This window comes from Pedobacter sp. GR22-6, assembly GCF_037402555.1.
Taxonomy (GTDB): Bacteria; Bacteroidota; Bacteroidia; order Sphingobacteriales; family Sphingobacteriaceae; genus Pedobacter.
This window is the reverse complement of sequence record NZ_JBBEUC010000001.1, coordinates 96,126-108,327: the sequence shown is the minus strand read 5'-3', so window position 1 is coordinate 108,327 and position 12,202 is coordinate 96,126. Positions and strand designations below refer to the sequence as shown.

General features: G+C 43.2%; 9 protein-coding genes. 3 read left to right on the top strand and 6 right to left on the bottom strand.

All coding sequences use genetic code 11. The features are described 5' to 3' along the window. Positions 1-5: 5 nt before the first annotated feature. From WAE59_RS00425 to WAE59_RS00400, 6 genes are all read right to left on the bottom strand, one after another. Positions 6-1,571, bottom strand: coding sequence for a PKD-like family lipoprotein (locus WAE59_RS00425; RefSeq protein ID WP_337853944.1), 1,566 nt, complete (start codon positions 1,569-1,571; stop codon positions 6-8). A 10-nt stretch (positions 1,572-1,581) separates the two neighbouring features. Further along, complete coding sequence (locus tag WAE59_RS00420) at positions 1,582-2,337, bottom strand: DUF4843 domain-containing protein (RefSeq protein WP_337853943.1); 756 nt, start codon at positions 2,335-2,337, stop codon at positions 1,582-1,584. Between the two features lie 8 nt (positions 2,338-2,345). After that, positions 2,346-3,746 carry a RagB/SusD family nutrient uptake outer membrane protein gene (locus WAE59_RS00415; RefSeq protein ID WP_337853942.1) on the bottom strand — a complete coding sequence of 467 codons (1,401 nt, stop codon included), beginning with the start codon at positions 3,744-3,746 and terminating at the stop codon, positions 2,346-2,348. A 31-nt stretch (positions 3,747-3,777) separates the two neighbouring features. Continuing rightward, positions 3,778-7,185: a SusC/RagA family TonB-linked outer membrane protein gene (locus tag WAE59_RS00410; protein WP_337853941.1), complete on the bottom strand. Its 3,408-nt coding sequence runs from the start codon at positions 7,183-7,185 to the stop codon at positions 3,778-3,780. Between the two features lie 181 nt (positions 7,186-7,366). Continuing rightward, positions 7,367-8,302, bottom strand: a complete 936-nt coding sequence (locus tag WAE59_RS00405) for a FecR family protein (protein ID WP_337853940.1) — start codon at positions 8,300-8,302, stop codon at positions 7,367-7,369. Between the two features lie 40 nt (positions 8,303-8,342). Continuing rightward, positions 8,343-8,930, bottom strand: coding sequence for an RNA polymerase sigma-70 factor (locus WAE59_RS00400; protein WP_337853939.1), 588 nt, complete (start codon positions 8,928-8,930; stop codon positions 8,343-8,345). A 177-nt stretch (positions 8,931-9,107) separates the two neighbouring features. Between WAE59_RS00400 and mnmD the strand changes: the two genes are divergently transcribed. The 3 genes from mnmD (at position 9,108) to WAE59_RS00385 (ending at position 12,175) form a co-directional block, all read left to right on the top strand. After that, positions 9,108-9,785, top strand: a complete 678-nt coding sequence (gene mnmD / locus WAE59_RS00395) for a tRNA (5-methylaminomethyl-2-thiouridine)(34)-methyltransferase MnmD (RefSeq protein WP_337853938.1) — start codon at positions 9,108-9,110, stop codon at positions 9,783-9,785. A 261-nt stretch (positions 9,786-10,046) separates the two neighbouring features. Next, positions 10,047-11,000 (top strand): aldo/keto reductase, encoded by a 954-nt coding sequence (locus tag WAE59_RS00390; protein WP_337853937.1) that lies wholly within the window; start codon positions 10,047-10,049, stop codon positions 10,998-11,000. A 62-nt stretch (positions 11,001-11,062) separates the two neighbouring features. Then, the gene (locus WAE59_RS00385) at positions 11,063-12,175 is read left to right on the top strand and encodes an AI-2E family transporter (RefSeq protein WP_337853936.1); all 1,113 of its coding nucleotides are present in this window, start codon (positions 11,063-11,065) and stop codon (positions 12,173-12,175) included. Positions 12,176-12,202: the final 27 nt, after the last annotated feature.

Here is a 12,202-nt window from a genome sequence, read left to right as displayed (position 1 = left end):
TTTAATTAATTCATTTTCCAGGACATGGCCTTGATTTTGCCAAAACCTGTATATTTTTTTTCAGTCCCTGCTAGTATAGCTCCGCTGGTTTCATTTACGCCCATCTGATAAACGGTTCCGATTTTGGTCGTCTCATTGTAAGTGGCGATGTATAAGATTTTACAATAGTTTTTTGGGTCGTAAACAGCTGCAGCTGCTCTATTGGTGTTGTAATACTTCTGCAGCGAGATATTTGTCACGACTTCCCCTCCCGGCGCTGTCCACAATTGCGCTGTTGTTCCCTGTATATACTTAAATTGATAGAGGTGGTTATTGGCACTGTAGTAGAAAATCTCACCCAGAGTACCAGCAGTCACCGAATTGACATTCGCAATTTCGGGACAAGTGCTCATATCATATTTGCCTCTACCGATAGGAACTCCTCTGCCAGTAGTCAAATCAACTACATCACCCGCTTTAAAATTAGCACTCAACAACCAATGTTTGCCAGCGTTGTCCTTCATTACGGTATAATCCCAGTTATTCCAGCCTATATCACCCATCAGAAGTTCCATACCCACATTATTAACATCAAATACGGCAGTAGTTTGATTAGTAGTAAATGGAGTAACTTCTGATCCGCGAACTATAATCTTCAAAAACTTTTTGTTGGTCTGGTCATAAAAAACACCATCCAAAGGTGCTGGAGACACTGCCATCCAAGGAGCTAATGTGCCATAAGTACCTCCCAGAGGATCACTAAAAGCCCTATCGCCTTGTGCAATAGTGGTATAATCGATCATATGAACACGATTGTTATTAATTACCCATTCTTTTCTAGCCTCTGTAGACCTAAATATTAATGGAGATATTGTACCAGGTTTAACCCAGAATAACCCTTGATTGAAATCAAATACCTTTGCAAAGGTACTTAGATTCACCATGGACATCTCCTGATTGCTTTGCACATAAATCTTTCTCGCCGCCAAGTTAGCGTAAGAGTAGGCGATTGAACTTGGAGTGCCTTTCATAGGCCCACCATTTGATGCACTGTAGATATCTAGAAATAACTTTTCTGCTACCTGACTTCTTGCTATCTCATTATTGGTGATTAGGCCGACATCAGTATTGCCGTTACGTTCATACAATACCATCCAACCTTCCGCCAAAATAGAGGTTATATTTAAAGCAAATTTTGCGAAGGTTTTGATTCCGGTATTCGTATTAGTAATGGTATACAATATTTCCCAAGGCAGTTCACGCTGATTGAGATTAACGTTTAGAATTGGCGACTCTGAAAGAAGATGGCGCTCTACCACTTCTCGACCCGTCGGATAGATTTCCCAAGTAAATTTCAACTCAGGAAACTGCGGGTTTACCAGATCCACAGCCTCACCTTTGTAAGTTATTTTTGGAGCGATATTGATGCCCTCAAATCTAACTACCGAGTATGTCGACGGAACATTTTCAAGATTTATAACGACAGCATCAACTGCCTTATAATCATAGTTACCCTTATCCTTGCTACAAGATGCCATTATTGCGATTCCTGCCAATAGCACCAAGAAATTTAAAATTTTATTGCTGTTCATTATTTTATCATTAAGGGAAAACAATAACTTCATCACCATCTTTCAGGGGCTCGCCAATATGCTCTGAGTTGTATTTAGAAAGTTCAAGCTTACAGCGCGACTGCCAATATAAAGCTTGAGTATGCGACACCTCATCTGGTGGCACCGCAGTCCCGTTGGTCCTCACCCTAAAGGTGGGTGTCCTTCCTATGACTGTAGTAATAAATTGAAACTTCACATTACTGTAACCGCCAAAAAAACTTGAGAGTCTGGTATATGGAAAAGGGTCTAGATCCCAATTCGCAGGTTTAGAAAACTCTTCCTTTAAAAGCACTTTCATTACAGACTGTTCTACCGCACCCTTTTTGAAATGCTCATTTTCCGAAATTCCGAAAACAACCTTGGCTTCTTTACTTTTAAAATCCCCTGACCTCTTTATTAAGATTGTAAAAATCCCTCCATAGGTATTGGCTTTCAGGATATATTTTGGAAATACATAGTGCTGCCCTTCCTTTACCCTATCGAGATCCCCACTGATGGCCTTCAACTGAAATTCTCTGTCTTGATCGCTCAATAATCCAGTAAGTCTTGCACTGAATTTAATGGTATCAAAGTTATTTAGTGACTTGTAAGCATAATTATACACCAAACTATCCCGCAACTGCAGATCAGTTCCCAACCAAACATTCATTGCACTATGTTCATTGTCGTACCTCAGTTCTTCTTCTTTTTTGCAGCTGCTGATCAAAAGCAATAATCCAACCGCATAGATTATATTAAATTTCATGTGTCCTCCTATCTATTATCTACTCTTCCTGGTGCGTTATTAAATTCACTTACCGGAATTGGCAATTTATAACCCTTTAATGAAATGATATCAAAGCTTGTAGCTCTCGGGATGCGAGACAAATTTTTCCGCTTGTAGTAGAAAAACAACTGTCCCTCCCCTATAAATTCCTTTCTAAATTCTTGCTGAATTACAGCATCGATGTTACTGGCGTCGATCGTCGTTGTAGTCAGGCCCCTGTGTTCACGCAAAACGTTAATCATATTTGCAGCCTGACCAATGTTTGTGTTCTTTAATGCTTCAGCTGCTATAAAATACATTTCAGACAACTTCAGCATGGGTATTCGATTCCGCGAAGCTGCCAAAATATTCGTTTGATTATATTTATTCAAATAGTAGTTTCCGTCTACGGTAACCGTAAACCAGCGTAAGTACCTGTAATCGGTGGAAGTGTAGTATTCACTATAGGTAGAGCCCAGCATTGAAAATCTATTCCCTCCCGTTGCCGTAAAACTATTCTGATAAATGGTCTCTAACCGAGTCACATTTAATGCAAATAGATGCTCCGTTGAATAAACCAGATCCGATGCAATGTTGGCTTGTAAAATCCAAGGGAATTTGTTGGCATCGATGATAATCTTTGCATTTTCGTAAGCCTTCTCAGTATCCTTCTTATACAGATATATCCTTGCCAGTAATGCCTTTACAGCATAGTAATTAAGGTGCAGCTGCCTGTTCATCAGATAACCCTGATCATCGAGACTAGTGATCACCCGTCCGGTTAATATTGGGTCTTGTTTCAACAGTTCTGCCGCTTCATTCAAATCTGAGATTGCAAGATCTAATACTTGGCTAACTGTCAATTGAGCTGCGATTTCTTTACCCGTTTTTTTGAAATAAGGAATAGCTATTTTATTTGGATTTTCCTCAAAACTAGCCCCAAAAACTCTTAAGAGATCAAAGTGCAAAAAAGCACGGAGTGCTAATGACTCCCCCTTAATGACCTCATAGTTACCTTGCTGAAATATACTTTTCTTTGCATCAATCTCCTCCAATAGCTTGTTGTTGTTAGCAATAGAAGTGTACATGCCATTCCACAATGCCTCAGTCCTGTTGAGCGACTGAAGACTTTTGTACTCAAAAAACTTGTCGGAATCATATGCATCCGACTGATAATCCCATTCATACCCCAACACGCCAACTAATCCGAAAGTCATTTCCCGGCCGTAGAGCGGCTCGTAAGTTAGCGAAGCGTACACGCCTGCAAGAGCTTCTTTAAAACCTGTTTCAGTAGAAAAAAGGTCATTGTCCCTAACCTGTGATTTAGGTTCTACATCCAGCCATTTGTTACAAGACAGCAAATATAATGGCAGAATAAGTAGTATTGCTTTTATATATAAATTGTTCATTTTCATTTTCGTAAGTTGTGACGCCTAACCATTAAAATGTTGCCTGTAAAGAACAGGAGTAAGTCCGTGCAAATGGAAAATCTAGTCCCCTCTCTGCTCTCACCGAAGAAACCCTTGCTATTTCATTGGTAAACAATGTTACCCTCAACCTCTGCATCCCCAACTGCTTCAGTACTGCTGTATTGCGGAAATCGTAGGAAGCATTCAAAGAACCTAGCTGAAGTTCATGGAAATTCTGAACAAATCTCGAACTAGGATTAGTGCGGTTAGCCCGTTCAGTGATCCGTTTAAAGAATACCTGATCACCAGGCTGCTTCCAGGTATCCGTAAAAACCCTTCTATCGACATTGTACCGAATGTCAACATTCTCAACCCGATCTACCAATGTCTGATTGTAAGACTGTCCTCCAATACGATAAGTGAAACCGCAGTTCAACCCCCATCCCTTATACTGAGCATTGAATCCAAAACTACCGCGTAATTTTGGATTGGTATCTCCGAAGGGAACCTGATCATTGGCATCCCATACGTAGGTAGTTTCTCCATTACGTTTACGGAAAATTTCGGCACCATTGATAGGATCTATCCCTAAAGATTCTACTGCCCAGAGTGTTGTAATAGATTGACCTTCCTGATATCTGGTAAATGGTTTAGTAGAAGTACCACGTTCGGTCTCCAATTCGCTATTTAAATTGCTCAGTCCCTCGGAGATCTTTAGGAGCTTGTTTTTGTTCATCCCCACGTTCAGAAATATATTCAGAAAACTCCCTGTGCTCTGATCATTAAGGGCGCGAACACTCATTACTGCATCCACACCTGTATTCTGCAACTCGCCTAGGTTTTCTTTAACGGTACTAAAACCAACTGAGCCCGGAAGTCCCAGATCTGTCAGCAAATTACTGGTTCTGGAAATGTAATAATCGAATCTCAAATTTACCCGATTAAAGACACTAGCATCTACCCCAAAATTGTAGTCCATGGTCTGCTGCCATTTTAAGTCTTCATTGGCTAACCCCATCAACTTCGCACCTACCACATTATCGTAATAAGAGTCTGTGTAGTAATTATAGGTTGCCATAGCTTGGTAAGGATTAAATTCCTGATTACCAGTATAACCAGTGGATGCCCTCAGCTTCAGTTGCTCGAGCCATTCTTGTTGAGACATGAATGCTTCTCTATGGATATTCCAGCCGATACCCATAGACCAGAAGTTTCCCCAGCGGTTATTGGCCCCAAAGACACTGGAACCTTGCCTGCGAAACGTGAGGTCAGCAAGGTATCTTTCGTCATAAGAGTAATTTAAAGCCCCTAAAATACCCGTTTCTCTTTTCAGCGCATCAGAACCACTTGGCCGACCATTTTGCAGATACTGAAGGGCAAAATTGATATTATCTACCCTATCATTCAGAAAACCCTCTGCCGTCATTCCATGAGCATCACGCTTGGTTTCTAACAAATTTACCCCAGCATTAAAGAAGAACAGGTGTTTATTGATCAGCTTATTATAATTCAATGTAAGGTCGGTTTTAATCATTCCATCCTTGCCGTCAGTAATGCTGTATTGTCCCCGCCTGAAAAAGTCTGCTTCCGCGTATTCAATAAATCTTGTATGATTCGCCGGATAAAAATCTTCACGACTATCTATCTTTTGCGTGTACCCTAATCTTCCAATCACTTTCAAAGATTTGTCTAACGACCATTCTGTAATGAAGTTATTGGTGATGTCGGTGTATTTTGAAAAGTTTTTTGTGCCCAAGCTTGCATCGTAAAGAGGATTGAAGGTATTAATCGTCGCTCCACTTGAAGGAGTAAATTGCCCCAATACTTTTTTCAATTGGCCATTTGCCTCATAGGGTGTCCAATAAGGGTTCAGTCTTGAGTATGCTGAATAAGGTCCGTATGGAGAATCGTAGCCATTATTACCAGTCACCATCAAGGTGTTTCTAAACAAAAAATTATTGAGTCGATAGGAAAGGAATACGTTTCCAGATAAGTTCCTACGACCAGATTCTTTCATTACCCCTGCGATATCATTATAGGTAAAATCAGCTCCATAGCGCAGATATTGATCACCACCTTCCAGTGAAAGAGTATGTTTCTGACCAATGGCATTACGAACAGGCTGTGCCAGCCAGTCAGTATTCACCCCACGGTAAACGTCTGAGTAGATGCTATTGTACTGTTCTCTTAGTCGTTGCTCGGTAACCTGTGAAGGGTTAGAGAAACGACCCGCATCCAACTCCACCTGCAATTTCTCCGCGGCATTCGCAAGACTATAGCTGCTCAAATCTGGCGTAGTCACGTTGAAATCCCCCGTGTAACTCAACCTCAACTTTCCCATCTCCGGTCTTTTGGTTTCTACTACCACTACACCATTGGCTGCACGCGAACCATAAATAGCCTTTGCCGCAGCATCTTTTAGAATGGTTACCGATGCTACACGATTGATGTCCAGGTCATAGATCTTTTGCAAGCTCGACTCAAAACCATCCAGGATAAACAAGGGCATATTCGGACTTCCTGAATATTCACCTCTTACATCCGGCAGACTATTTGCACCCCTGATCTGTAAATCAGGCAGTGCGTTTGGGTTAGATCCCATTTGCAGGTTTTCTACCTGTATAAAACTCGGATCCAGCATCTTCAGACTTTGAAAGATGTTTTGGTTACCTACCGACCTCAATTGCTCTTGTGTAAAAGTAGAGGCCGCTCCGGTAAAGCTTTCTGCTTTACGGGTAAAAACACCTGTTACCACTACTGACTCCAGATCCTTGTTTTCCATAACTAAGGTGACATTGAAATCTACTGTGGAGCCAATTTTCACTTCCTTGGTAACAAAGCCGATGGAGCTGAACACTAAGTATTCTGATCCTTCAGGGGGCATTATCGTAAACTCCCCCTTTTCATTGGTTTGAACTGTTAGCGCAGATTGGTTTTTTACCCTTACGTTGACGCCAGATAGCGGTCTGTCTTCTGCATCCAATACTAATCCTTTGAGACGACCAGAGGATACAGCTACCCCCATCCCTGTCATAGGAACTGACCGGGGAGCCGCAGTTTTCATTTCTACTTGTGCTGCTTTTTTTCTGATGATGACTTTATTGTCGCGACTCGTGTAATCCAGGCTGGTTTTGCTCAATAGCTTATCCAACACTTGCTTTACCGTCATCGCTTTTCCAGATAGCGTCACCTTATATTCTGCGACCATTTCTTCACTGAACACAAAATTGAGGTTGCTCTTCTTTTGGATCAGGTCCAGGGCCTGCTTCATGGGAATGTTTTTGAAGTCGACATCGATCTTCGTTTGGTTAAGCGACTGCGCTGTTGCGAACTGCATGGTACAAACTAGCAGTGTGGTGGTCGCAAGGCAGGCGGTATTCATTGGGCGCAGACCGCGCCAAATTCTGACCAGCAGTAAAATGCGGGCATATTTTTTCATACCTTTGGTTGTGGTTTTTTGATGAATGTTTAGATTTAAAAGACACGTGATGGCCATCAGTCAGTGATTGGCATTACATACTGAGGCATCTGAAACCGGAATATTTCATATTTCGGTTTCTTTTTTTCAAGGAGTACTAATTGGTCATAGGCTTTTGAGTTTAGTTTGGTCTGGTTCTTTTTTAATTGGTTATTGTGATTACTGCACCTTTGACTTTATAAGAAAGCCCCCTGGTCATGGTCAGTGCATCAAGTATATCATTCAGGCTATCCGAAGGTTCAAATCTGGCGCTGAAACGGTAATCTTCCATTTTTTGCTCCTGAAACCGGATGCTAACCTGGTACTTGTTCTCTAATATTGTGGCTACTGCTTTGAATGATTCGTCGTTGAAGGACAGTCTGCCCTGCATCCATAACGTTACTTCTTCTGCCGACAGCTTTTTGATTTTCGATTTTCCTGTAGCTTTGTCATAAGCCAATTGTTCATTGGGCAACAACATACTGTTATTTACCGCGACCTTACCCCTGGTAACGGTCACACTGATCTTTTCCAGCCAGGAATAGGACCTGATGTTGAAAGCCGTTCCCAATACATTGGTCAGGGTCTTCCCTGCCTTTACCTGGAATGGTTTTTTATCGTCATGATGGATGTCAAAATAAGCCTCTCCCTCCAACAGTACCACTTCTCTTTTGTCGTGGCTAAAGCGGTCGGGGTAACTTAGCCTACTCCCTCCGTTGAGCCAGACAACTGAACCATCACTCAATCTTAGTTTCTTGATTTCATGACCATTGGTCTTCATCACCACTAAAGTCGCAGGATCTATCACATCCAGGATATTTTCCCGGTAATGAAAACCTAACCAACCAGTTCCCAGCACCAGGGCGACGGAAGCTGCAATGCCCCAGTTTCGCCTTTGGTACCTATTTCTCCCTGCAGCAGGCATGGAAGCCATCACCCGGCTCAGAATCTGATCCCGCAGCTCAGACTGCACACCCATTCGTGCTTCGTCCCATTCGTGTGGATTCTGCTTAAAATCCGCTATCGCATTTTCAATACGTGCTGTATCAGCCTCGTTGTGCTGCTTTTTGCGGATCAGGTTTTTAAAATAGGATACCATTATGCTGTGCTTTTTACTAAAGACACATCAAACTGAGGTATCACCCAAAGAAAAAGTAAATAAAATAAAAAAGCAGAAAATCGCTCATCATTAATCGGATCTTTTTGAGTCCGATATTGATCTGATTTTCTACCGTTTTAGGACTCAGATTGAGCCTTGAAGCAATTTCCTTATTGGAAAGGTGCTCTTTCCTGCTCAGGGTCAGGATCTCCCTGCATTTTTCGGGCAGGCTGTGCATACCCTGCTCAAACAAAAGATTCAGTTCCTTGACCATCAACTGGTCATCGGTCTCCTCTTTTGCGGTCAGTGTCACGGCATCCTCTCCTGAAATTTCTATCTGTTTTTTTTGAGAACGGATCTTATTCAGGGCTTTGTGTTTGATGGCGATATAAAGGTAATCCCGCAGGGAGCGGATTTCCAACTTTTCACGGGAATTCCATAAATACAGAAATACATCATGGATCAGGTCTTCGCAGGTTTCACGATGTGGAAAGAGGTGAAAGGCACAGGCGTACAACTCTGCCCAGTACCGGTCATACAGCGCCACAAAAGCCTGCTGGTCTTCCTGCTTCAGCAAGGAGATCAACTCATTATCTGATAATTCCGATAAATTTCTAGCTACCCTCATTTTAACGCCTCATGTACCTCCAGGCCCTATTTTTCCTGTATTGGGCAAGGCACAATTGTTCTATTATTGTTTGCCCGTAAAGATCAAGACTTTACGAGCGTAAAATAGGAATTATTTTAAAACATCCCAAAGCAAATCACGTAGTTTAATTACCGCTTTTTAGCTAGTTTTGCAGTGATGAACAAGATTACCCTGACCGCCGACGGTTCCAATACGCTGTACAATGAAAATATAGGTGAGCACTACCATTCCAAACATGGGGCGGTACAGGAAAGCAAGCACGTTTTCATTGCGGCCGGACTGGAGCATGCGATCAGCAGCTTTCCCGGACAGCAGCAGATCAGCATTCTCGAAGTCGGCTTCGGCACTGGTCTCAATTTTCTGATGACTGCAGCCTATGCGGACTTGAGCGGGGTATCCATCGAATATACATCATTGGAAGCTTTTCCACTGAGAAGTGAGGAACTGGAATCGACAGGTTATGAACAGTATGTATCCGGAGCCATCTGGAAGGGAATGCTCAATAATTATGGGAAAGCCATGCAGCAGGTGACGGCTGTCCTTCCGGAACAAAAACTCCGCATAGTCCACACTTACCTGCAGCGTTATGAAACAGCCCAGCTTTTTGATCTGCTGTATTATGATGCTTTCTCGGTACAGCACCAACCAGAAATGTGGAGCGACGAAATCATCGCCCATGCTTGTACCTTTCTTAAACCCGGTGGTATTTTCGTAACCTATGCCATAACAGGTAAGCTGAAGCGTGCGCTGAAGGCAGTAGGCTTTACGATAGAAAAGCTTCCCGGAGCACCCGGGAAGCGAGAAATGCTGAGAGCGACGAAGTCCCAAATCTAAAACTTGCAACCTATACCTACACCGATCAACCATGGCTTGATCTTCAGGCCTGCGGGGATATTCATAATAATGTATTTAATTTAAGACAAATCTATCGTAATCTGACCTCTCAAATAATGCCCTGAAGCAAGCTTTGAACTGATCTAGCGCAATTTTTCAAAAGCCATTTGTAGGGGATTGTCATAAAAGCGTTGAAGCATTACTTTTTCCAGCAAAAACAACCTTCTTCTCTTAGTTTTGTTAACACCTAAAAAGAAACACATGGAAAAACGCAAATTAGGCCAGACGGACTTACAGGTCTATCCCATTACCTTCGGGGGGAATGTATTTGGCTGGACCATAGATCAGCAGCAATCTTTCAAAATACTCGACGGCTTCCTGGAAGCAGGCTTCAATTTCATCGATACGGCAGACTCGTATTCACACTGGGTAGCCGAAAATAAAGGCGGCGAATCTGAGACGATCATCGGCAACTGGATGCAGGACCGGGGAGTACGTGATCAGGTCATCATCTCTACGAAAGTCGGCTCTGTAGTAAAAACCGATAGAAAATCACTGGCACCGCAATACATTACGCAATGTGTAGAAGATTCCCTGAGGCGCTTAAAGACAGATTATATCGACCTCTACCAATCTCATTTCGATGACCTGAGCACACCGATAACAGATACCCTGGAAACCTACGACAAACTGATCAAAGCGGGAAAAGTACGCTGGATCGGGGCCTCTAACTTCAGCGGAGAAAGGCTCCTGGAGTCGCTGGAACTGGCAGAAAAAAACGGACTGGCAAAGTACAGAACCTTCCAGCCCGAATACAACCTCTACAAGCGTGAACAATACGAGAAAGAATATGAGCCGATCGTGCTAGACCATCAGCTAGGTGTACTCAATTATTACGCACTGGCCAGTGGCTTCCTGACAGGCAAATACCGTTCTGAAGCTGACCTGGGCAAGAGTAAACGTGGAGGCGGCATGAAAGCCTTCTTCAACGACCGCGGTTTCAGGATCCTGAAAGCCCTGGATGAGGTAGCAGAGCAGTACAATGCAAACCCGGCAAGTATTGCCCTGGCCTGGCTCATCGCAAGACCTTCTGTGACGGCACCGATTGCAAGCGTAACCAGCCTGGACCAACTCGACGACCTCATTAAAGCCGCCAGTATAAAGCTCAATACGGAAGACATTGCCATTCTGGACGAGGCCAGCAACTGGAAATAAATAATTATTGGCAGGGCATTTGTTTAAACGCTATCTTCAAGCTAAATAAACTGGCCCTGCCCATGAGAAACCTTTCCCTACCCTTTTACACCAAACTCGCGATGGTGCTGTTTTCGATCATCTGTATCGGTTACCTCGCCATCCTGGGGCAGACCATACTCGCACCTTTGCTTACTTCCTTTCTGCTGGCTTTATTATTGTTGCCCCTGGCCAATTACATGGAACGCAAATGGCGTTTCAAAAGGAGCATTGCAGCCATCATTTCGGTGGTGCTGATGATCGCCTTCATCACGCTGATCATCTATTTCCTGGCCAATCAGCTGGGCGACCTTTGGGAAGACTGGCCTTTACTTAAAAAGCAAGCCGAGACTTCTTTCCATGATGTACAAAACTGGATCTCAGGCACCTTCCATGTCAATGCCCATAAACAGATCGACTACCTGAGGGACAGCGCACAGGCAGCATTGGCCACCAGTGCTACGGTACTGGGAGCCACATTGCTCACGGTATCCTCTACCATGCTATTTCTTTCTTTTCTCTTGCTCTTTACTTTTTTCATCCTCAATTACAGGCAGGTACTCTTTACTTTTCTAACTGCAGTTTTCGAGGAAAAGCATGCAGATAAGGTGACAGATATTGTGAAACAGATTCAGTACATCATCAAAAAATACATCACCGGGCTATTTATCCAAATGGTGATCGTCACCCTGCTGATGATGCTGGTCCTCTGGATCCTTAATGTAAAATACGCCGTATTACTCGGTCTGATCGCCGGTATCTTCAACATCATTCCCTATATCGGCATCTTTACTGCTTTGCTGATCAGTGTGATCATCACTTTTGCCACGGCCGGTGCAGCGAAAATGCTGCTGGTGGTCATCGCTTTTGTGGCCATCCATGCCGTAGACGGCAATGTACTTCTGCCACTGGTAGTGGGTTCAAAAGTCAAGATCAATGCATTATTTGCCTTCATTGGTATTGTGATCGGTGAAATGATCTGGGGCATCTCCGGCATGTTCCTCTGCATTCCTTATCTGGCCATGCTCAAGATCATTTTTGACCGGGTGGATGCACTCAAGCCCTGGGGTATTCTCCTGGGTGGTGAAGAAAAACCAAAGAAGAAGCGGAAGATCTACCGCATTACAAAAAACATCAAGCTCGAAGAGCAGGAATAGTTTCCTGAAACGACCAATGATCCTTAT

Bases quoted from the DNA above. Each gene is read 5' to 3' on its own strand.
- WAE59_RS00385 (WP_337853936.1), top strand. From the start codon at position 11,063: ATGAGAAACCTTTCCCTACCCTTTTACACCAAACTCGCGATGGTGCTG.
- WAE59_RS00425 (WP_337853944.1), bottom strand. From the start codon at position 1,571: ATGAACAGCAATAAAATTTTAAATTTCTTGGTGCTATTGGCAGGAATC.
- WAE59_RS00400 (WP_337853939.1), bottom strand. From the start codon at position 8,930: ATGAGGGTAGCTAGAAATTTATCGGAATTATCAGATAATGAGTTGATC.
- WAE59_RS00390 (WP_337853937.1), top strand. From the start codon at position 10,047: ATGGAAAAACGCAAATTAGGCCAGACGGACTTACAGGTCTATCCCATT.
- mnmD (WP_337853938.1), top strand. From the start codon at position 9,108: ATGAACAAGATTACCCTGACCGCCGACGGTTCCAATACGCTGTACAAT.
- WAE59_RS00420 (WP_337853943.1), bottom strand. From the start codon at position 2,337: ATGAAATTTAATATAATCTATGCGGTTGGATTATTGCTTTTGATCAGC.
- WAE59_RS00415 (WP_337853942.1), bottom strand. From the start codon at position 3,746: ATGAACAATTTATATATAAAAGCAATACTACTTATTCTGCCATTATAT.
- WAE59_RS00405 (WP_337853940.1), bottom strand. From the start codon at position 8,302: ATGGTATCCTATTTTAAAAACCTGATCCGCAAAAAGCAGCACAACGAG.
- WAE59_RS00410 (WP_337853941.1), bottom strand. From the start codon at position 7,185: ATGAAAAAATATGCCCGCATTTTACTGCTGGTCAGAATTTGGCGCGGT.